Annotated in this window: 19 protein-coding genes, 1 tRNA gene and 1 pseudogene; 9 read left to right on the top strand and 12 right to left on the bottom strand. The window is 39.2% G+C overall.

The window, feature by feature from the left end; all coding sequences use genetic code 11:
• The first annotated feature begins 127 nt into the window (after positions 1-127).
• Both M2419_RS05230 and M2419_RS05225 read left to right on the top strand, forming a co-directional pair.
• Entirely contained in the window at positions 128-3,295 is a 3,168-nt protein-coding gene (locus M2419_RS05230) for a SusC/RagA family TonB-linked outer membrane protein (RefSeq protein WP_259254434.1), read from the top strand.
• A 23-nt stretch (positions 3,296-3,318) separates the two neighbouring features.
• Positions 3,319-4,806: a SusD/RagB family nutrient-binding outer membrane lipoprotein gene (locus M2419_RS05225; protein WP_153846503.1), complete on the top strand. Its 1,488-nt coding sequence runs from the start codon at positions 3,319-3,321 to the stop codon at positions 4,804-4,806.
• Positions 4,807-4,897: 91 nt separating this feature from the next.
• Here M2419_RS05225 and M2419_RS05220 read toward each other — a convergent pair whose 3' ends face one another.
• Both M2419_RS05220 and folE read right to left on the bottom strand, forming a co-directional pair.
• A complete protein-coding gene (locus tag M2419_RS05220; RefSeq protein ID WP_153846502.1) occupies positions 4,898-5,908 on the bottom strand; it encodes a GTP-binding protein in 1,011 nt (336 codons plus the stop codon).
• Between the two features lie 66 nt (positions 5,909-5,974).
• Complete coding sequence (gene folE / locus M2419_RS05215; protein ID WP_153846501.1) at positions 5,975-6,646, bottom strand: GTP cyclohydrolase I FolE; 672 nt, start codon at positions 6,644-6,646, stop codon at positions 5,975-5,977.
• Between the two features lie 168 nt (positions 6,647-6,814).
• Here folE and M2419_RS05210 point away from each other — a divergent pair, with 168 nt between their 5' ends.
• Positions 6,815-7,306, top strand: coding sequence for a hypothetical protein (locus M2419_RS05210; protein ID WP_153846500.1), 492 nt, complete (start codon positions 6,815-6,817; stop codon positions 7,304-7,306).
• A gap of 241 nt (positions 7,307-7,547) precedes the next feature.
• Here the strand turns inward: M2419_RS05210 and M2419_RS05205 are convergent, their stop codons facing one another.
• From M2419_RS05205 to M2419_RS05195, 3 genes and pseudogenes are all read right to left on the bottom strand, one after another.
• Entirely contained in the window at positions 7,548-8,240 is a 693-nt protein-coding gene (locus tag M2419_RS05205; protein WP_228280358.1) for a hypothetical protein, read from the bottom strand.
• Between the two features lie 63 nt (positions 8,241-8,303).
• Positions 8,304-8,354: pseudogene (locus tag M2419_RS05200) on the bottom strand (hypothetical protein); the annotation flags it as partial.
• The gene (locus M2419_RS05195; protein ID WP_259254433.1) at positions 8,354-8,842 is read right to left on the bottom strand and encodes a DUF389 domain-containing protein; all 489 of its coding nucleotides are present in this window, start codon (positions 8,840-8,842) and stop codon (positions 8,354-8,356) included. The gene M2419_RS05195 and the pseudogene M2419_RS05200, both read right to left, overlap by 1 nt.
• A 257-nt stretch (positions 8,843-9,099) precedes the next feature.
• Between M2419_RS05195 and M2419_RS05190 the strand changes: the two genes are divergently transcribed.
• Both M2419_RS05190 and M2419_RS05185 read left to right on the top strand, forming a co-directional pair.
• Positions 9,100-10,068, top strand: a complete 969-nt coding sequence (locus tag M2419_RS05190) for an ROK family protein (RefSeq protein WP_182330919.1) — start codon at positions 9,100-9,102, stop codon at positions 10,066-10,068.
• 241 nt (positions 10,069-10,309) lie between these two features.
• A complete protein-coding gene (locus M2419_RS05185) occupies positions 10,310-10,693 on the top strand; it encodes a hypothetical protein (RefSeq protein WP_145330466.1) in 384 nt (127 codons plus the stop codon).
• A 66-nt stretch (positions 10,694-10,759) separates the two neighbouring features.
• Here M2419_RS05185 and M2419_RS05180 read toward each other — a convergent pair.
• The 4 genes from M2419_RS05180 to M2419_RS05165 form a co-directional block, all read right to left on the bottom strand.
• Positions 10,760-10,841 (bottom strand) — tRNA-Leu (locus M2419_RS05180).
• A 194-nt stretch (positions 10,842-11,035) separates the two neighbouring features.
• Positions 11,036-12,094: a hypothetical protein gene (locus M2419_RS05175; RefSeq protein ID WP_259254429.1), complete on the bottom strand. Its 1,059-nt coding sequence runs from the start codon at positions 12,092-12,094 to the stop codon at positions 11,036-11,038.
• Between the two features lie 152 nt (positions 12,095-12,246).
• Positions 12,247-12,690: a hypothetical protein gene (locus M2419_RS05170; protein WP_182330921.1), complete on the bottom strand. Its 444-nt coding sequence runs from the start codon at positions 12,688-12,690 to the stop codon at positions 12,247-12,249.
• Between the two features lie 162 nt (positions 12,691-12,852).
• On the bottom strand, positions 12,853-13,842 hold the full coding sequence (locus tag M2419_RS05165; protein ID WP_182330922.1) for a preprotein translocase subunit SecD: 990 nt from the start codon (positions 13,840-13,842) through the stop codon (positions 12,853-12,855).
• Between the two features lie 439 nt (positions 13,843-14,281).
• Here M2419_RS05165 and M2419_RS05160 point away from each other — a divergent pair, with 439 nt between their 5' ends.
• The 3 genes from M2419_RS05160 to M2419_RS05150 all read left to right on the top strand — a co-directional run bounded on the left by M2419_RS05160 (position 14,282) and on the right by M2419_RS05150 (position 16,305).
• On the top strand, positions 14,282-14,602 hold the full coding sequence (locus M2419_RS05160) for a hypothetical protein (RefSeq protein WP_259254428.1): 321 nt from the start codon (positions 14,282-14,284) through the stop codon (positions 14,600-14,602).
• Positions 14,603-14,899: 297 nt separating this feature from the next.
• Positions 14,900-15,466 carry an RNA polymerase sigma factor gene (locus tag M2419_RS05155; RefSeq protein WP_075993773.1) on the top strand — a complete coding sequence of 189 codons (567 nt, stop codon included), beginning with the start codon at positions 14,900-14,902 and terminating at the stop codon, positions 15,464-15,466.
• 2 nt (positions 15,467-15,468) lie between these two features.
• Positions 15,469-16,305 (top strand): anti-sigma factor domain-containing protein, encoded by an 837-nt coding sequence (locus M2419_RS05150; RefSeq protein ID WP_182330924.1) that lies wholly within the window; start codon positions 15,469-15,471, stop codon positions 16,303-16,305.
• 64 nt (positions 16,306-16,369) lie between these two features.
• Here M2419_RS05150 and M2419_RS05145 read toward each other — a convergent pair whose 3' ends face one another.
• On the bottom strand, positions 16,370-17,203 hold the full coding sequence (locus tag M2419_RS05145) for a ferritin-like domain-containing protein (RefSeq protein ID WP_075993771.1): 834 nt from the start codon (positions 17,201-17,203) through the stop codon (positions 16,370-16,372).
• Positions 17,204-17,224: 21 nt separating this feature from the next.
• A complete protein-coding gene (locus M2419_RS05140; RefSeq protein WP_075993770.1) occupies positions 17,225-17,947 on the bottom strand; it encodes a ferritin-like domain-containing protein in 723 nt (240 codons plus the stop codon).
• 599 nt (positions 17,948-18,546) lie between these two features.
• Between M2419_RS05140 and M2419_RS05135 the strand changes: the two genes are divergently transcribed.
• Entirely contained in the window at positions 18,547-21,360 is a 2,814-nt protein-coding gene (locus tag M2419_RS05135; protein ID WP_259254426.1) for a PAS domain S-box protein, read from the top strand.
• 206 nt (positions 21,361-21,566) lie between these two features.
• On the opposite strand, the gene M2419_RS05130 is transcribed toward M2419_RS05135, so the two are convergent.
• Positions 21,567-22,454 (bottom strand): NmrA family NAD(P)-binding protein, encoded by an 888-nt coding sequence (locus M2419_RS05130; RefSeq protein WP_182330926.1) that lies wholly within the window; start codon positions 22,452-22,454, stop codon positions 21,567-21,569.
• Positions 22,455-22,493: the final 39 nt, after the last annotated feature.

Raw genomic sequence — 22,493 nt, 5'->3', positions numbered from 1 at the left:
TAAGCTATTTTAGGACAAAAAGAAATACTAAACTTAATATGGAAATACTAAACTTAATATGAATTTAGTTTAGTATTAATAAACGATGTTTAATATTGCTTACATTTTCATCTATAAGTAAGCGATTATGTTCAAACTATCCTATTCAATTTCACCTAAAGTTACTGGCCTAACATTGTCATTGGCCATGCTGGCTACACAGGGGTTTAGCCAGACCCGATCGTTCCAGGGGAGACTGGTCGATTCATTGAGTCAAGGCGCTATTCATGGCGCAACAATTCGTAATTCTCATTTAGCTAAGCTTGTTTCATCGGATCATTCCGGTAAGTTTGTGATCGATGCACATATCGGTGATACGCTAAGAATTGGCTACATGGGGTATCTTCCCAAGGTTTTCATTGTTGGTAATCAACCTTCATCCGTTATTTCGCTTATACCGAACCAACAATCCCTCAATGAGGTGGTTGTAACTGCGCTTGGTATCAAAAAAGAAAAGCAAGCTATTGGCTATTCAGTGCAGGAAATAAAAGGCAAAGACATGGTTAAAGCTCGGGAGCCAAATGCTATTTCTGGTTTAGCTGGACGCGTGTCTGGCTTAACAATTACACCGAGTACAAACTTATTTGGAGACCCGGGTATCACGTTACGTGGTCGGAGCAATATCCTTATTGTGGTCGATGGCATGCCGATTAATACCGATTCATGGAATCTTAGTCCGGATGATATCGAATCCTATTCTGTCTTAAAAGGGGCAAATGCTGCGGCATTATATGGGAACAGAGGTCAAAATGGAGCGATTGTGATAACGACAAAACGAGCAAAATCACAGGATAAAGGTTTCCAGGTTGAATTTAACTCAAGTACACAATTGCAGACGGGGTATAATGCGATACCAAAAATTCAAACCGAATATGGCCCGGGTTCAAATTATCAATATGCTTTTAAAGATGGTCGTGGGGGTGGAATCAATGACAACGATTACAATATTTGGGGACCCCGATTTGAAGGACAGCTTATTCCGCAATATAACAGCCCGATAGATCCAAAAACAGGACAGCTTATTCCCTTACCTTGGGAGGCCAGAGGAAAAGATAATTTGAAGAAATTTCTTCAGAATGGTCTTTTGAGTACAAACAATATTGCTATATCGACCAAAAATGATCATGGTGATCTACGCTTATCTGCGTCTCAGATGTTTCAACGGGGAACTACGCCTAACACGAAATTAGGAAGCACCAATATAAATCTTACCGGAGGCATTAACGCTGGTAGTAAGCTCCGTTTCGATGCGAGCATAAATTACAATAAGCAGTATTCACCAAATTATCCAAATATTGCTTATGGACCAAATAGTCCTATCTACATTCTTACATTGTGGGGAGCGGCAGATTATGATATTGATGATCTTCGCAACTATTGGCAGCCTGGGAAAGAAAATGTACAGCAGTACAATCGTGAATACACCATTTATGACAATCCTTGGATGACGGCTTATGAAAATTTGAGGACTTATGATAAGGATGATATCTACGGTTACGTGTCGGCTAATTACAAGCTTAATGATAAATTGTCATTAAATGCACGTACAAGTGCTAGTACCTGGAATAGGAATAGAACGATTAAAATTCCAATTTCGGCCAACTTATATAATTATAATATCGGTGGAAGCCGTGTTGGAGGTTATCAGGAAACCTATGATACTTTTTGGGAAAATAATACAGAGGTCTCCTTAAAATACCAAAACCGTATCGCCGAGGACATAGGCTTCTCAGGCTCAGTATTTGGTAATTTAAGAACCGTCAGTGTCAAATCGCTGTTTGCACGTACAGATCGTGGATTGACTGTGCCCGGTGTTTATGACTTAAGCAATTCGATCATGCCCACGGTGTCTACTAACGATCGTGCCCTGCGTCAGGTCGGAAGTGTTTATGGATTCATGGATGTAAACTATAAAAGTATGTTATTCTTAAATCTAACGGGGCGATTTGATAAATCTTCGACGATGCCGGTAAAGAATAACACCTACTTCTATCCATCGGCTTCACTAAGCGCTGTGATTTCACAGATGGTCACTTTGCCCAAGGTTATTTCCGCATTAAAAATCCGTGGAGCATATGCTAACGTTGCGAGTGATTTCGTCAATGAATCGGCCCAGTACGATATTTATAAACTTTTGCCGGCATACAGTAATTATGGTCGTTGGGCCAATTCAATGACCGGCGTAACATATACTGATGTATTACCTAACCCGGATCTCGTGGCAGAGCGTGTGAAGACGGCGGAAATAGGTTTGGAAACTCGTTTATTTAACAACCGTCTGGGTTTCGATTTTGCATTTTTTAGAAACCTGGAAGGTCCCAGGATTATTGAATTGGCTACGTCGGTTACTTCGGGTGTAAGAGCCAGACAAACCAATGGGTTGACTTTATTGCGTAAAGGTATCGAGCTGAGTATCGATGGGACTTTGATTCAACAGAAAGATTTTAGCTGGAATGTAATGGTCAATGCATCAACAAATCATGCCTGGCTACATGACATCGATGGGCATCAAACGCGTTCTGGGAATGTTCGTGTTGGTGAGCGATGGGACGGATATTACGTGAATGATTTTCAGCGTGATGAAAAAGGAATGCCAATTGTGGGTACAAACGGTTTACCAGCTTACAATCCTTATGTGAGCAGAATAGGTTATAGCGATAATAAATTTACGGCCAGTATCAGCAATAGTTTCCGATACCGTGATTTCAGTTTTAGTTTTCTTGTGGATGGCCGCTTTGGTGGTTTAATAAAAAATGTGCAGGATGCCAAACAATGGGGATCAGGAACACATCCCGAATCAGCGAATGAATATCGTCTAAAGGACTGGGAAAATAGGGATGTCAAAGATTATAAAGGAACTGTCATGACCAATGGGTTAAAAATAGTCAAGGGGCAGCTCAATACAGATCAGGATGGTAAGATAATCTCCGATACAAGAGAATTTGCCCCAAATGATATTTCTGTGTTGTGGCAAAATTGGGCCACTAATTACTATCAGTCGGGACCAATTACGGCCAAAAGCCGAACCTTTGTCAAATTGCGGGAGATCGTTTTCAGTTATAACGTACCTGCCAATTTGCTGAAAAATTCCAGATTCTTCCGCAGTGCAAGTGTTTCAGTGGTCGGTAGGAATTTGCTGTATTTCACTGGAAAAGGTACCCAAAATATGGATTTGGACCAATTCACCAGTGCTAGCTCAGACTACCAGACACCATCAGTAAAGAGCTTTGGTCTAAATCTTAATGCAACCTTCTAAAACCTTAGTCAAAATTTTTAAAAATGAAGTACTTTAAATCCACTCTCATTCTTCTCCTGTTCGGGTGCTCTTTCAGTTCCTGTAAAAAGATAACGGATCTACAAAAAGACCCTGCGGCTGTATATAATCCTGCTCCAAAACTTTTGTTTACGGGAATACTCATGCGTTCTTATGATGCGCCATGGAGTGAAGATCATCGACATAATCAGTACATGACACAAAATGAGGCCTATTATGCGGGGCAGCCTTATGGATGGACTACAGGCTCTTTCGAAACGCCCTATGGTATATTGCGTGATGTGTACCGTATGGAAATCGAAGCTGCAAAAACTCCTGAATTGAGTGCTGCTTATATGACCATGGCCAAATTTTTCAAGGCTTATTTCTTTGCCCGAACGACGGAAATGTTTGGTGATATTCCATTGACAGAGGCTCTGCAAGGTGAATCAGCGGGCAATTTTGCGCCCAAATACAATACCCAGTTGGAGGTATACCAGCAAGTGCTTAGCTGGCTTGAGGAGGCGAATAATGAACTGGCAAATCTCAAAGAAAAAGGCAATACATTAGATGGCGATTTCTTTTACAATGGCAAGCCTGAGCAGTGGCAGAAACTGGTCAACTCATTTAAGCTACGTGTTTTAATTAGCCTCAGCAAACGTGCCGATGATAGTCCCGCATTGCGGGTGAAGGAACGCTTTGCTGAAGTTTTGGCGAATCCAACCAAATACCCACTGATTCTTGAAAATCGGGATAATTTTCAACTCCTTTACAATAATATTAACACCTATCCGCTGTGGCCAACAGACGGTGTGATTATAAAAAAGGATGTGCGAAACACATTGGGAGCAACCTATCTGAATATTTTAAAGACTTTACAGGATCCAAGATTATCGATTCAGGCACTACCGGCTTCGGCGTTGCCTTCTGATCCTGCGCGCCCTTTCGACGCATACAATGGAGGGAAAACAGGCGACCTACAGAGTACCTTGCTAAAACAAGCGGCGGATGGACAGCTGTCTATGATCAATTTCGATTATTGGCTCGCTTCGCCGTCTGGGGTTCCGTCTATTCAACTTGGTGCCTCCGAAGTGCAATTTGCCCTGGCAGAAGGTATCAATCGCGGTTGGGCTAGCGGAGATGCTGCGGTAAGATTTCAGTCGGGGATAAGTCAGTCGATGCTGTTCTACGGAGTTTCTCAAGACAAGATCAATTTATTCTTACAGGCAAATCCTTACAAAGGGAACAATGCGGAAGGGTTAAAGCAGATCTTAACACAAAAGTATGTGGCATTTTTTGAAAACTCAGGAAAACAGGCGTTTTTTGAGCAGCGCCGGACAGGAGTGCCAGTTTTTGATATAGGACCTTCGAATGCCAATAATAACCAGATACCGAAACGGTGGGCATACCCTAAGACCGAATACAGTACCAACGAAACTTACTTGAAAGAAGCTTTGCAACGTCAGTTTAATGGATCAGATACCCAAAATGACATTATTTGGCTTATTAAATAAAACAAAAAACAAGGATAATTAGCCATGGAAAGACCTCTTGGATTTGTGTCCGAGAGGTCTTTTTACGTAGACAATTGTTTCTATAAATCGTTTATTGCTTCGCTTTGATGGTCAACATACGTATCAGGAGATCTTGTATGGAGAGACTATCCAGCTCTTTTCCAATAAATACCAGTGTATTCATTTTTCTTTCATCCTGTTTCCACTTGTTACCGTAGTCCATATCGACACGTGAACCGACTGTCTGTATAATGATTTTATTTTCTTCATCTTTTTTATAACCAATTCCCTTCATTCGGTAAATTTTGTTTGGATACTTGCCGACAAGTTTGCTCAAGCCGAGAAAAAGGTTTACGAAATTAAATTCTTCAGCAAAAGTATAGACGCGCGTTGCAATATCACTCAGATGTTGTTTTGTCAGACTTGATTTGCCAAGTATCATTGAACTGCTTAGATTAACATTCTTCAGAAAAGAAAAAGCTTCTATTTTTTTTGTGTACTTTATTCCTTCAATTATTTCGAAAGGAAATCCCTCCGTTACTGTTGACTGGAGAGTTTTCGCAAGTGGGTTTACATGTGCTAAGTAGTTGCTTAAATAGCTCAAATATGCTGAATGTACCGCTTCCGTTTTGTTGATGATAATGACGTCGGCGGCCGTGATTTGCCGTAACACTTCATCCCTTTCCTTGATCTGATCTTCAATAAGTGCAGCATCAACCAAACAAATAATTTTTTTTAATGGGAAGTAGTTCTTAAACATTGGATGCATTGTAAAGGGTTCTGTTATAGCATCGGGTATAGCAAGACCTGTACATTCAATAACGAGTTCATCAAAGCTGTCCTGTTTTTGATAGAGCGATTCGAGTGCGGTGTAAAGTTCATCGTTCAGCGTACAACAGAGACATCCCTCTTGGAGTGCTACCAGTTGTCCATAGTTTTCATTGAGCAAGGAGCTATCTATATTTAGTTGTCCTATCTCATTTTCAATGATAGCAAAACGTTTTTTCGGATAGGATTTCATTAGGGCATTTAGAAAAGTCGTCTTTCCTGCACCTAAAAAGCCAGTTAAAATGGTTACTGGACGAGCATGAGCTGTATTCATTTGCGATGATTATACATTTAATCTGCTTCTGTTATTATCCCAACGAAAGTTGGGGAAAGGCAGATCTTATTTCAATAAATTGAAAAATTCGTTTCGTTTACTTTCTGATAAGAATATACCGCTGTATTCCAGTGTTGTTGTACTGCTGCTAGTGTCTTTGACACCCCGAGCGGAGACACAGAGATGATCGGCATCAATCACAACAATAATATCATCTGTTGCTAAGGTACATCTGAGCTCATTGTAAATCTGTAAAGTAAGACGTTCCTGCACCTGTGGGCGATGCGCATAATAGTCTACAATGCGGTTTATTTTTGATAGTCCTATTACGCGGTCTTTGGGGATATAGCCTATATGTGCCCGCCCTACGATTGGTAAAAAATGGTGTTCACAGGCTGAATTTACCCGTATGTCTTTTTCTATCAATAGCTTATTGTAGCCATAGCGATTTTCGAAGGTGGACAGCTTGGGCTTGTTAACCGGATTAAGGCCATAAAACAATTCGTTGATATACATTTTTGCTACACGATAGGGCGTTCCGCTCAGACTGTCATCTTGGAGGTCGAGGCCAAGTTCATACATAATGCCCTTAAAAAGTTGAGATATCTTGTTGATTTTTTCTTCGTCTGTTCGATCAAATGCATCGGAGCGTAAGGGAGTATCCATTGAAGTCATCATGTGTTGGTCTCCTAAATCTTCCGGATTGGATGCCGCATCTTTTTTTAATAATGTGTTCATATATTAATTTTTATCAAATCGTGCTGATTATACCTGTTGCCTATTGTCAAATGGAGTTGTCATTTCATAGCGCTATTCGTGTTATAAATATAGTTAAAAAACAGTAAATGCAATATGGTTGCTTTTGTGTTTTTTAACTATATTTGATAGACAAATCTTTAATACGTTATGTTTAAGCAATTTATTCTAGTTTTTTTGTTTGTTATTGCAGGAAGTAAAACTAATCCAGTCTTTTCTCAAGGGGTAACGGAATCACAACATTTGGTCGATCATAAGCCTTTGATGAATGAGGTTTGGAAAACCTTTGACACTATGCTCTATAAAGTTAACAAGGTTAATGGCAAGACGGTTTACACCCCCTATTTTCCGAGTAAGCTGGTGAAACTGGATGGAACAAGTGTAGAGTTACAAGGCTATATGGTACCGTTAAAGGCCGGTCTTCGCCATAATAGGTTCCTTTTGTCGGTTTTGCCAGTGCAGCAATGTATGTTTTGCGGACAAAATGGTATTCCACCAATGGTGGAGGTTACGCTGAGCGACAACAATAAAGTGTGGTTAAAAGAGAATCCTGTTATTGTAAAAGGTTATGTTAAATTAAATGAGAAAGATCGGAGCAGGGTTGAAATCTTTATAAGAGATGCAGCTCTTCTAAAACAGTAGGGATTATCAAAAGCTAACGACTCCGCCAGGTCCACCAAAGAATGATTCCATAAATAAGCACGGCGACCGCAAGTAGTAAAAATAGTTCAAAACTTGTCTCCGGAAAACTAGTCGATTGTGAAAGAAAGGCGGATATAAGTGTTGTACGGCTAATTGTCTTAAAAGGTAGTGGATTTCAGGAAGTGAAGAAAGAGCTTGTTTAAACCGACGGATCGTCGGCATAGAACGAGCTGACTCAAGTCTATTTACGTATAATTTCCACACTATCTTTAGGAAAATGATTTTGTAGCCATTGTTGTAGCTTTTCCTGTTGTGTTTGAGGTAGCGGAGTTTTGGTAGAATAAATAAATGCGACAAGGTTGGCTAAGCTATCCTTTTTGCTGTAATGCTGTTGTATACCAATGCTATAGGAGCTTAGTTCGGGGAACAATACCAAGATATCCCGATCGAGCTGTGGATTGGCCAATTGGTATTTGGTAAGTTCATTATTGAGAGCTCTTATGGTAAGGTCTTTTTCACTTACAGCAGCGGTACGCCTATCGATTTCGCTAAGAATACTCGATTTTAGGTCTAAACTGTCCTGATGAATAACCAGCGAGGTATTGGTAATCCCAAATGTTTCCATGCTGTGTTGTAGAGACTCAACTTCTTTTTTGCTGAATTTTTTTGATAAGAAAGCCAGTTCTAATTTCTTTGGATTACCATTCATCTCCAGTTTTTCATAAATAACCGTATAACCTTTATTGCTCAATTCCTGTTGAACGAACTGATTTACTTTGTTTGTGTATTTTTTTTCTTGCAGTAGATTGTAGGCAAAATATACGCTCGGCAATACAAGTATAATTGTGATGATGGTAATACTTTGCGTAATTCTTTTTTCCCGTTGCTGATCGACATAATGTGTTTTGGGGTACCGTAAATATTTGACAATCACAAAGGTCGAAATGCAGATAAAAACACAGTTTATTATATATAGGAATAATGCGCCGGCGAAATAGCTGAAATTGCCTATTGCGAGCCCATAGCCCGCGGTACAGAGCGGAGGCATCAGGGCTGTTGCAAAATTGCTACTCTGGGAATTGGATTGCCCTTATCCACTCTTGTAATAGCAATGACACCGACCAGACCACCGAAGATTGCAATCATGACATCGTAAATATTGGGTGATGTGCGTGCTAGTAATTCAGATTGTGCCTCTTTGAAGGGACTTAAAAGAAAATAGATAAACGACACGACTAAACTGATCAATGTGGCGATCAGTAGATTTTTTAACGATTTTTTTAATAACGGAAAGTCAAAAGTCCCTAAGGCAAATCCAGCTCCTACTATTGGCCCCATTAACGGAGATATCAGCATGGCTCCTATAATGACGGCAGTAGAATTTACGTTCAATCCAACAGACGTCACTACAATCGCGCAGGCTAGAATCCAGGCATTAGCTCCGCGAAAAGAAATATTGCTGACAACATTTTCCAGAACAGCTTCCTTTTTTTCTTCACCTTGGTGTAGATCAAAAAATCGTAATATTTTATTCATAAATTTATTGTTGTACTAAAAAATATAAATATAGGGCCTAAACTATTCTTAACGTGCTAAAACTATGCCGCCTTTGGTAATTTGTTGTGCGTAGGCGGTAAAATAAAGTAGCGATGCCGGACACATCCAACTTTGATCGGATTGCTCGTGATCATAAATAGCGTTCCCTACAGATATAAAATGGCAAGAAGATTTTGTCGACTGCTCATAAAATATTATCTTTTAGTAATTTTAGAACTAAGAAACAAGAAATAGAAATGTCGTTAATAGATTTATCAAGACGCGTAGCGGTGGGAATAGATATCGGAGGGACCAATACGAAATTTGGCGTGGTCAATCATCGCGGTGAAGTACTTGAAAAGGGAAGCATAAAAACAGATGATTATGAGACAGTAGAGGATTTTATCGATGCGTTGTATGAAAAAGCATCTCCTTTAATTGAAAATTTTGGAGGTAAAGATAGCTTTGATGGAATTGGCGTTGGTGCTCCGGATGCGAATTATTATACTGGAACCATAGACCATGCGCCAAATCTTCCTTGGAAGGGTGTCATTCGATTCAGTGATTTAATGACCGCTAAGTTTAACATTCCCTGTACCATAACCAACGATGCCAATGCTGCAGCCTATGGTGAAATGCTTTTTGGTGCAGCGCGGGGAATGAAAGATTTTATTATGATTACCCTAGGGACAGGTGTCGGCAGCGGTATCGTCGCCGGCGGAAAGCTTATCTATGGTCATGACGGATTTGCTGGAGAATTAGGCCATACCATTGTTAAACCTGGAGGAAGGAAGCATTGGAGCACAGGTTCTGAAGGAAGTTTAGAAGCTTATGCATCCGCGACAGGAATAACGATCACGGCAAAGAAAATGAGAGCTGAATTTCCTGAGTCGATGTTAAATCAGTATCCAGAAGATGCTATAAATTCGAAGACTGTTCATGAATGTGCTTTGAAAGGGGATGCGATTGCCATCGAAGTATTTAGATATACGGGACAGAAGCTGGGTGAGGCCCTGGCCAATTTTGTCATGTTTTCATCTCCTGAAGCAATTCTCCTATTTGGTGGGGTAATTAAAGCCGGTGATTTTATCTTAAAACCTGCGAAGCTGCACATGGAAAGAAATCTTTTTCCTTTGTTTAGGAATAAAGTGAAACTTGTCTTTAGTGAATTGGAAGAAGCTGATGCTGCTATTCTTGGCGCAAGTGCATTGGTTTGGGAAAAATAAAATATTAATTTGTTCTCAAGATACTAACGCCATCTATTAGGGACACCGTTTGTATCTTGAGAACAGGTTTTTTAAGTTGTTAATTTATAAGGCCTTTCTGTTAGGGTAAATCCAATACGCTGCCCAGAATTAGCGAAGAAATAACCGACTATTTCATTCCTAAGGAAAGCTGCTGTTATTTTTCGTGCATCTACAGGCATAGTCTTTGCTGATGAATTCTTTTAAACTTAAAACTATTTGTATGAAAAAGACCGTTTTTCTTCTTTTGTTGTTATGCACAGCCTTATTCTCAAAAGCAGACCAACTCCAGGCCCTAACACAAAAACAAGCGGAAACCGCAGTTGCATATCTTAAGAAAGAACCCATTGTTATTTTATGGTGTAGCTGCTGCGACAATCAAGCACCGAAAAAGATTACTGTAAACGAAGTATTTTTCAAGCAATATCCTGATGGGAAATATTATTCTGTTATCGTAAAAGGTAGAGACGAAAGCGGAGTGGAAGTGGAAGAATATGTAGATTTAGCGTATGTATTTGTGAAAAAAGGGAAAAAAGCCAAAAGTCTAGGCAAGGTTTTAAAATTTGAATGTGATCCTTGTACAAAACCATTTGACTGGTCGGTTTAAATCGTGTAGCTAAGAACTAATTTCTAAAAAAAAACTCCCGAACTTATGAGCTCGGGAGTTTTTTTGTGCGGAAGAAGGGACTCGAACCCCCACGCCTCGCGGCGCCAGATCCTAAGTCTGGTGCGGCTACCAATTACGCCACTTCCGCATTAGGATTTCTTATGATGTCGCAAATATATAAACCAAAGTGATATCTTGCAAGTCGATAAGCTAGATTCCTTCTTTTAAATACGGATCATCCTGTTTATGAATGGAATATTTTTCATTAGGATGCTTGTCTCTTTGATCACATGATCTACAGACGGCCTGTTTACCCGATTTTTCGATGAAATGCTTGCTGTCCTAATCAAGTTTTGTTAAGGCCTTTGAATTTCGCAACAAAAATACATATTGAAAAAAATCAGTTGTATGAGTTTTCTCAGCGGGTATGATATTCTCGCCAAAAAGCCGTGATTTTACAGTTATTAAATTTTGAGAAGTAGCATAGGGTGAATGTGCTGCATTGAGTTTAAACAATGATATACTATTTGGTCGACTTAATTCTTTTAGATCCTGAATGCCTTTTACGAGCATAAGTGGGCCATCTGCATTTACCCAATCTACTTTTTCATCTGCAGGGGTTGGAAATTGAGGATGCTTTGGGAGATACATTTCACTAGCAATGGTATAACTAACAAAGCTAGAGACCTTATATCCTTTATTTTTCAGGCGTGTAGCAAAAGGATCGTTGGTTGCATCCTTTCCTTTTTGTAAAACATGAAAGAAACCAAATAATCCATATAATTTTTGACCATCGATATGGTGATTTTTAATATAAAATTCCAAATTTAATAGCATAGCTGAGTCCCTGGGCACGGCAGATTTATCCGCTGTAAAGCTCTTGTCTATGCCAATAACAGTGATTTTTGCCGAATCGGGAAGGTTGCGGTTATAATCATAAATTTCACCCCATTTTTGATATAGCTCTAAACTAGACTGTTGCGGAATACGTTTGCGAATGGAGCTAACCACATCTTTCAGTAGGGCGTTATCTTTTAGGGGCTTGGATAAAAAGCTGTTTAGTTTATTGGCATTTGTACTATCCATCTCAGCAATGTAATATTTAACACCGAGTTTTTTGTTCAAATAGAATAGCAGCTCTTTGTCCAACTTTTGATTGTCTGCGTAGCCGTGAATTTCCCCAAGTAAAAAAATATCCGAATTATAGAAGCTATTGTCGAATAGAGAATCTACAATACGATCCTTAATCTCCGTTTTATGGAGCTTGAGATACGATATATTTTCCGCATTGGTATTTCCTATAAATATCCGATTGGAAATGAAAAAATAGAGGAATAATAGCCCAATAATGGCCAGTATAGAAAAAAATGTGATCTTAATAAATTTAAAAAACTTTTTCATAAATGAGGTTTTGGCAAAGGTATTATTTTTCAAGGAATGAACCAATAAGTATCCAAGCATATAATTAAAATATATGTATTGGTATTTTAAAAAATTGAGTCATTCTTCAATGACTATTGCCATAGGACGATTGCTAGCAAACTGCTAAGGGCTTATTTTACAGTTTTTTGTACGATAACAGAGATTTTGTAGTTACCCCGTAGCGTTTGTGTCCCTTGTTCCTTGTTCGGATAAGGGGCGATATCTTGTAATGAAATGGTATATCCGTTGGTATTGGCAGTTCTTTGATAGCCTCTATCCTGTAAATCTATTGTAGCGAGCTTTATAATCGTGGGTTCGGTTGCTTTTTCTGCGATCTCAATTTCTGCTACCGCAACTCCAGACCAAATACAGTTGACGCCTTCAGGGCAACGGCTATCTTCTGAAATACCTTTAAATTTGATCTTGATCGGATATTCTCGCAATGATATTCTTTGTCCCTCAGCTAAGGATACACTTTCTGTCTCTTTTCTATTTGCAATACTTTCCTTTTGAGTTGCACAACTTGCCAGTGAGCAAATTCCCAGTCCAATAATAATCGTTATATAATTCATCATCTTTGCCGAAATAAAACTAGTGTATATGTTATCCGGTTATTACTACCAAAATTAAGCCATATTTAAGAGGTCACGCTAGTATTAATTGCCGTTTATGCCACTGTTTGTTACTCTTATTAGTGCTAAAATCCTATTTGAATCATTGCTGTGGCTTTTGAGCGATTATTGCTGTGATCCATTTTCATAATGATATGATTTTTCAGGTTCGTCACAGCTCGTAAAGAATAAGCTGGTCTTAGCTAGTTTTGATTTATCGAATCTTTCATCTTGCAGAAAGGACAGACCCTGCCGGATGTACTTATTTAAATACCGATCGTCTTGCTCAGGATTTCCCGCAAAAAATGCTTCATTGTCTGATGCAAACTTGCTGATATATCTTTTGGTGACAGGATCTAAAATGTACTGTTCGAGGTCAGGGTAAAATATTGTGTAATGTGCATTGCTAAATATTTCTGTGGGGTCGGTATAGTTTGACTGATCATAATCCTTCCTCATGGCCAATATTTCGTTCCAATGCTCTTGATTTGAACCGTCTTGATTTTCTCTTAAAAAACCTCTTTCTCCACCATAATTGGAAAGCCTGATCGCTAATTTATTACCTTCAGCTAAATATAGATAAGCACTAAAATTTTGACGCGCACGTTGGGGTTTGTTATAAGCAGCTATAAAATCATTGAATTTTCCTGCATTGGTATACTGAAAGACTTGATAAGTGCTATCATCTTCCATATACTGACTTTGTACAATAAACTTAAGCGATTGAACCGGTTTGGATTCCTGATGAACAAAAGGGGGGCTGAAACAGTTTGCCTTGTCATTGAAAACCCGATGTGTGCTGTCATTATCAAATTGTACATAAGTTTTCCCGCCTTCAAAACCTGCCAAATTGAAACGAGTACTGTCTTTGAAGTTAGCATTGTGACGCCCATACAGTTGAAATAAAGGGGCTTCATCCGGATAGAAAAGCAGGTAATCTTTTTCAAAAATATAGGACCCGAAAACAGATGTAGCATAACCATATAACAGAAATTTGCCATCTTCAAAAAGACAAATTCCGCTATTATCACCATACTGTCCACTGATTGTCTTTGCCTTATCTTTTCCGCTTGGAAAGTAGTGCGTGATTTGCTGTGCTTTACTATTTGTCACCATAAGGATAAGACTAATTAAGCCTAGAATTTTTTTAATAAATGACCTGCTTTTACTGTCTTTTCGCATATCTTTTGTTGTTTATCAAATTTAAACCATTGCAACATTGGTTCAATGGTGGTATTTACAATCCGTGCAGGCATTTTACGATTCGCCGAAACCTGTAAGGCGGCAAACTAACACATATCCTTTCGCTTGGTAAATTAGTGGTTTTATCCGTCGTATTTTCAACTTACATTAACATTTTTTTCCACCTATTAGAACAAAATATACCCCCACTTAGACCGCTGGTTCGAATATCTTTGATTCTCGTCTGATGAACACTTCGCCTGCTTTGAATGTTCATGGAAATTTATGACGATTTTATTATAGCCAATAAGATAAATAGATGTCAACACTAACCCGTATAAATGCATATATGCATCTCAAAAAACATATTCGAATGAATGTAATTGCAGATCTTGATATGAGCATTTTCTATTTTAAGAAAAGACCTTTCATCGTGATGGATTTGTCAAATGAAAAGATATATTTCAATGATAGTGGATTAGAATGGTTGCGTTCAGAAAAACAAATAGAACAGCCTGTTCAATGGACCCGAAGTAAATATCTTCCCTCAAAAAATTGGGTGGGACTAGCTATTAATAACGAAAGAGATGATTTGATTATCCAGCTAATTGATGAATTTTATCTGGCAACATGTGATATGCTGTTGATAAATCCAATTTCCAAGGGTAATTCTTCTTGTAAATTAAGCTATTAGATGAATTTTAGTAAATCTAACTGTGTATACCAGGTTAGCCGAAAATGAAAACTACAAGCTGATTATCTGGCCTAATTAAGTTAAATTGATCCGTTCTAATTGGACAACTAGTAGAATTAAATAACCCAAAACAGGAATTGAACAATGTAAAAACACGAATAACAAGTGCCATCCGCATATATGCTATGGTATAGTAGGTATTTTAACCTTTTTTATAGGTACTTTAACTTATTTTATTTTAGTTGCTTTTTTTTCTGATTTTTAATATCCATCTTTAGATCATTATAAACGTGAAATTTGAGTCCATTACACAACCTTTCTGAAGAAACATTGATTCTTTTGTTGAAAAAGAAGAATCAGCAGGCTTTTAGTTATCTTTACGATCACTATGCCAATGCGCTCTTTGGTGTGGTTTGTCGTATAGTGGCTTCAACTGAGCATGCGGAAGAAGTCATACAAGACGTATTTGTCAAAATTTGGAGACACATCGATGTTTTCGATGCCGAAAAAGGCCGTCTTTATACCTGGATGATCAACATTGCCCGTAATACAGCCCTCGATCATCGAAAATCAAAAGCGATCGTAAACGAACAGAAAAACCAACCGCTTTCAAATATCGTAAATAGGGAGGAAGAACAAGATCAAAGTCAGGACGAACTACATACGAAAGCAGATTTTATTGGATTCAGAAATATTTTAGATAAATTGAAGCCTGAATGGCGTATCTTGATTGAGATGGCCTACTATGAAGGATATACACAACAAGAAATAGCTGAACAACTTGATGTCCCGCTGGGAACGGTAAAAACTCGTACCAGAGCGGCATTTATACAGTTACAACAATTACTAAAGGAGTATCGTTAATTTTGGATATTAGAGCATACATATCGTCGGGGATTATTGAATCGTACGTTTTGGGGCTGGCTTCTGAAGAGGAAGTGAGCATCTTGAATTGTATTCGAAAAAATAATGTCGAAGTGGAACAAGCCATCATCGAAGCAGAAATTGCACTCGAAGAGTTGGCTGATAGCCAAGCGATGGAGATGCCTATGCAGTTCAAACAAGATATATGGAATAAACTCATAGCGGAAAATCTTGTGCCAAGCGAAGATCAGGAAGTCAACGAAGTACTCGCGCCCGCTTCGACAGGCCATAGCGAAGTAATTGCTATCGGTGCCGACAAGAAAACGCTCGGTGCTCGGTCGTATACGTGGATGGTTGCAGCGAGTCTATTGTTAGCTGTTAGTATTGGTGCTAATATTTTCTTATATCAACGCAAACAGGATACAGCAAATAAGTTAAATCAGACGACGTCCTTACTTGATGCTGAACAAGAAAAAGTAGCGACATTACAGAACAAATGGGCACTCGTTCAAAACCCAGCGATCAAAACAATCCCTCTTAAGGGCGTAGAAAGTAAACCCGATTACCGTGCTTTGGTATTTTGGGATCAGACATCAAAGGCAGTTTATCTGAGTATTGAACATATGCCTGTTGCACCTAAAGGAAAGCAATATCAGTTGTGGGCAATGGTTGACGGTAAACCTGTTAATGCAGGTGTTTTTCCATTGGACTCAAAAGGAGACACGGCAAGTAAGATGCTCGATATTCCCCAAGCTCAGGCTTTTGCCATTACACTGGAAGATGAAGGCGGAAAAGATGCGCCAACGCTCAGTGCATTATGTGTGATGGGGAGTATATAAAAAAAATGCCCTGATGGGATAAACCGATCAGGACATGCTAAAAACAGGTAAACTACGTCTTTTGTTAGGATTTTATAAATAAACCTGCAATATTAAGTACAGCTTCTGCAGTTAGAGGTTCGTCGAATGACTGGGTTGCCGCATTGGTCGAAATTTTCCCCGAGGCGCCTGGCAAAGTCGTAATATCCACTCCCGCTTGTGTCACATTATTTTCGCCTGCATATACCGGATCGACAACTGCTCCTATACCACTGTCATTGCCTCCCGTAATCCAAGGTTTTTGATTGGCGGCTCCACCTCCGCGGGCACGGCGCATTTGACGGATATGGGAGGCATGTCTTGCCTCAACCGAATGGATCTGCAGCGCAGCAGTCAGTACAACGCGATTGCCAAGTAAAATTCCCGCCTGGCCTTTATAAGCTCTTACACCAGTATCTTCAAATGCTTGTGCGACAGCTAAAAATGTGTCATAGTCACTGAAAACATTGCCAAAAGTGCCACCAGCAGTAAAATCAAAGGTTGGTTTTGAAACAGCTTTACTTCCCAGTACCTGTTTAAGAAAATTCACATGTGCAACTTCATGGTCACGAATGGTGGTTATCGCACCAAGTGGTTTACCTGTGGGGATAAGACCTGCTTTGGCAACACCCATTGTATAATATTCTGCTTCGAGATATTCCAATGTCAAGGCATAGTTGAGTACTCCATTTACATCTGTGGGCGCAGTGGCACCGTAGGCTTTTTTAAAGAGTTCACCTATCATAAAGGGCAGGGCAGCCAAGGTTACTTTTTTACTCATGGAAGCCAAACTTTTGATTGCTTCACGGCGAGGGCTGATGCGATCGCTGAATTCAGGATCTACAGCATTTATTTGTTCAAAAACGTTTAAGAGATTCATGATAATCAGATTTTGGGTGAATTAATAGGTTGGTAGATCACTAACATCAATCTTGGACTTAATAAATGGTGCAGCGGCACTAAGCACCACGCTTGGACTCTTTGCGAGATCAAGACCATTTGAATCCACTACTTCTTGATTGGCAAAACTGCCGTTGTCGATCATATCCCTGACCCAAGCAGCATGTCGTGCTTCAACGGAAACAATCTTACCTGCCAATAGTAAATAATTGACATCTTTGATTAGCCAACCAGCACCATTGTAGGCCGAAACACCAAGGTCTTCAAATGTTTTTGCTGTTGCCAGTACTGTTTCACGGCTACTGAAATTGACGCCAGCTAGGTTAAATTCGAGACTTGAAATGGCTTTTGCACCCAAGGCCACTTTGAAAAACTCACGGTGTGCAATTTCATGATCACGGATATCGGTGAAAAAAGATTTTTCCATATCCGTCATACCGCTATAAGGATTATTGACTAACTGGATGTAGAATGCGGCTTCAAGTTGTTCAAGTGCATAGGCATAATTTAGGATAGCAATGTCGCCGCTGCCAAAATACATGCCCTTGCCGCCGTTATCCATACCATCGTCGTGGTCTTTTTTACAGCTCGACATACCGAGTATGGCTAATGTCGCTGCGCTGGCTCCTGCATATTTTAAAAAGTCTCTTCGTCTGAGATCTCTTTTGTCCATGTCACTATTGGAGTTCAATAGTGTTTCGTTGTGGGAGGTTATCTTTTCCATAACAAAAGTCTTTTAGTTTATAATTTTTTCTCTGTACTTATACCCATTTACGACTTTTTGGAAAGCTTGGATTTCACAAGTTCAATTTTTTTTAAAATATTTTTTTCGCATTGAAAAACTGATATAATCTTCTCCTTTATGGGCGCCAAAGACAGAACAGTCCTAAAAGATTTTGATGATTTCTATTTTCAATCGACTCAGGTATATATTATTCGTTACATTTATTGCATGTTCGTTTCATATGGCGTGTTATTAGGAAAGGATAACAGTTGGCTTTGGATAATTTTAAGCGCAAAAGGTAGGCGGGAGTGGAGTACTTATTGTTGGTAGACTTTTAATCTAATAGTTTGTTTTTTTATTTAAAACTATTTTAACGTAGCGGTGTTCATGTTTATATTTATCATGCTATTAGCGCTGGTTTTCGATGTTTTACCATAGAATCAGGAGTGTTAATACAAAATATATTTTAGTTGGGCGTGGGAATGATTAAATCAATCATTGGAAGATTAGTGAAATATTATTTATACGCTAGAGCAAGCTAGATATTAGAACCTATAAAGATTTCGAAGATAAAACTAATAACGAATACAGGCTTTTGTATGAATGCTAAATTGTCGCCTACAAATGAATCGGATCGAATACGCGTGTTGCATGAGTACGAAATTTTAAATACTGCAACAGAGGAAGAATTCGATCGCATTACAAAAATTGCATCGCTTGTATGCGGTACACCTATTTCATTGATCTCGTTGGTGGATAAAGACAGGCAGTGGTTTAAGTCGCGCGTTGGTTTGGAGACTGAAGAAACCAGACGGGATGTATCTTTCTGCCAGTATACCCTAAAAGAAGATCAACTGATGGAAGTTGAAGATGCTGAAAAAGACGAACGTTTCAAATCCAATGAGCTTGTTACCCGAGAACCAAATATCCGTTATTATGCTGGTTTACCTTTAATCGATCCCAATGGCTATGCCTTAGGTGCGCTATGTGTTATCGATCGTGTTCCAAGGCAACTCGACCAGCATCAAAGAGAAATTCTAACCCTTCTCCGGGATGAAGTTGTTACGCTTATTGTCAACAGAAAGGAGAAAGAAAAATACAAGGAAAGTGAACAAAAGCTGAAAGCATTTTTCGATAATTCTCAGGGGCTTATGTGTACCCATGATCTGAAAGGGAATTTCATCAGCGTCAATGATGCTGGAGCCAGGATCTTAGGCTATACGAGAGATGAGATTCAGACTTTATCTCTTTTTGATATTGTTCCATCGGAGGGGCACAAGAATTTACAGGACTACCTGGATGCGATTGTTCGGCATGGAACAATCAAAGGAGAAATGCGTACCATGACTCGTTCGGGTGACATGCGTATCTGGATGTTTAACAATATTCTCCAGGCCAGTGAAAAAAAAATACCTTATGTGATTGGTAATGCAGTAGATATTACAGAACAACATTTTCTAGAAAAGAAGCTTAAGCATGCACAGGCGACATTGATGCGGACTGGAAGGGTAGCTAGAATTGGAGGCTGGGAATATACGCCTGCTGATGGGAAGATTGTTTGGTCCGAAATTACGAGAGAAATTCATGAGGTACCCGAAGACTATGAACCAGAGCTGACAACTGCGTTACGGTTCTATAAAGCGGGAGCAAGTAGAAATAAAATACGGACTGCAATTGAACAGGCACTCGCTACGGGAGAAGCTTGGGACTTGGAACTAGAGATTGTCACCTTCCCTGGTCATGAACTGTGGATACGTGCATTGGGAAATGCTGATTTTGAAAATGGTCATTGTGTACGTTTATACGGTACCTTTCAGGATATTGATAAGCGTAAACGTATCGAAGCAGAGTCTTCAAATTCAAAAAAACTACTTGCAGAAGTGTTGGATGCAACTTCTGCTGTCGGTATTATTGCGACCGACAACGCAGGTGTAATTACATTGTTTAATACAGGGGCTGAAAACCTCTTGGGATATCGTAGTGAAGAAGTGATTGGTAAATTTGGTCTTGCACACTTTCATTTAGAAGAGGAGCTCGTGTTGAGGACGAAAGAACTGGAGGTCGAATTGGGACGTTCGGTAGATAAACTTCGTTTCTTTGTAGATATGGCAGAGCTACACGGTGCTGAGCAGAGAGAGTGGACCTATTGTCGAAAAGATGGATCTCAATTATATGTTTCCTTAGCAGTTACTCATATTAGGGATATTAACGACAATGTCATCGGTTATCTTGCGATTGCGACAGATATTAGTCGGATTATTCATCAACGCGAGGAGCTGGAAAAGGCAAAATTAGTAGCCGAGCAGGCAAATGCAGCGAAATCACAATTTTTGGCAAATATGAGCCACGAACTTCGTACACCGCTGAATGGAATCGTCGGCTTTACCGATTTATTGCTTGGAACAGCATTGGAGGATACGCAACGGGAATACCTTACGATCGTTGATCAATCCGCTAATTTATTGCTTGGCATCGTAAATGACATTTTGGACTTCTCTAAAATTGAAGCCGGAAAGTTAGAACTGGAAATTGAACAGACCGATCTCCACGACCTGGTTATTCAGTTGACGAACTTTCTTAATCTGCAGATCAAAACCAAAAATCTAGCGTTTTATCTGAATATCGCTGCCGATGTACCGCATTATATCTGGGTTGACGCTCTTCGCATCAAGCAAGTATTGATGAATTTATTAAGTAATGCCACAAAATTTACCGAGAAAGGAACCATTGAGCTAAGCATTACAGTAGAATCACATGATACAGACCAGGCTGTTCTGTGCTTTAGTGTCAAAGACACAGGCATAGGTATCAAAGCGGACAAATTGGAGCGGATATTTGATGCATTTACGCAAGAAGATAACTCGATGACTAAACGTTATGGCGGCACTGGTTTAGGACTGACGATATCGAATAAATTGCTTAAAATGATGGACAGTGAATTGAAGTTGGAGAGTACTTTTGGTGTAGGAAGCCGTTTCTTTTTCAACATTCATGTGCGTTCTATTTGGGAAATAAATGAGTGGGAGGGATTGAAAAAAATAAAGGGTGTACTCGTTGTTGCAGAAGAAGAATCTGAACGAAATGCTTTGGCTCGGATGTTATCTTTAAAGAATATTGATAGCGTACAGGCAAAAACTGGATTTGAAGTATTACAGATGTTAAAAGGGGGACGCTGTTTTGACGCTATCTTGATCGACAATCAATTGCCTATTATCAGTGGTATCGAAACAATAAAGAATATTCGCGAAAAAAAATTTAATAACAATTTTGAGCACAACATAATTCCCATTTTTAGTGCTGAAGAGCAAGACATAGAACCGCTTTGTCATTCTCTGGCTATAAATTGCTGGTTAATCAAACCTGTCAAGCCTGAAGACCTGTATTCTGTTTTAATAAAGAGTATTTCCGTTTAACTTTAGGCACATGGATAATTTTAATGGTATGATACGAAGGAAGTTCAAGCTTTTCATAACCTATTCAGAGAGCTGCGCAGGATGTTTAGTTCAATAGATTTAATAGGGATGAGTCCGAGTGAATATCGTGCTCATCTCTATTAAATTTAATAAAAAAGGGCCGATCTTATTAGTTATTACAACTTAAAATACCCTTTTTTATTGATCTATAGTTTTTGGAATCGTTTAGCAAAATCAATGGCAAAATGATTTAATTGGATCTTACCATAGATAGGCTGACCCTGAATTTCAAAATCTTGTTGTAATTTTCCTGCAAGGATTGCCTGCCCCATCTCTACATAGAGTGATGCAATTTCTGTTGGAAGTCCCGCCTTTAACATACCGTCCAAAGCTTGTTCGTCGGTAAATTCAATCCATGGCAGGTTTGGATTACCAATAGCAGCTCCCAATGTGTGGGCAATTTCTGCTCCTGAAACATAATCGCTAACAATATAACGCACGTGATGTCCGACTTCTGAATTTTGGAGCGCATCGGCTGCGGCAGTAGCAATATCTAAGGGATCAACCAATGGAATTTTTATTTCTGAAGGGAAGTTTGATCCTTCAATACCTGCGTTTTTGATTAATGGAATATCGTTATAAAAATTCGTGTAGAAATATCCGGCACGCAAAAAGGTGATATGAACATCGCGTAGTGTTTTGTATATCTCTTCAATTTGGTGCAAACCGCGAATTGGTCCTGTTCCAGCATCAAAATCAGCACCAACGCTGCTTAACATCACTATTTTTTTTAAGCCAGCCAACTTTATGGCTGTCGCGTAGGCTTTTCCTGCATTTGCGGTATTCTCAACAATATGTTGGCCACCTAAATTGGGAGGAGTCATCAGAAAAGCAGCATCTGCACCTGAAAAACTCGCTGTTAAAAAAGGAACATCAAAGATAGAACCAATAAGCGCTTTAGCGCCCAAATGTTCAATTTCGCTCGCTCTTTCAGGAGAACTGCTGATTACACTTACCTCATGACCTTGTTTGATAAGAATATCGACTAAATGTCTGCCTATATTTCCTAAAGAACCTGTTATTGTAATTTTCATCGTTTAATTTTTTATATGTGATAATACAAAAGTACATTT

It is taken from the genome of Sphingobacterium sp. BIGb0116 (genome assembly GCF_024808035.1).
In the GTDB taxonomy this organism is placed as follows: Bacteria; Bacteroidota; Bacteroidia; order Sphingobacteriales; family Sphingobacteriaceae; genus Sphingobacterium; species Sphingobacterium paramultivorum.
This window is presented reverse-complemented; position numbering and strand designations above follow the sequence as displayed.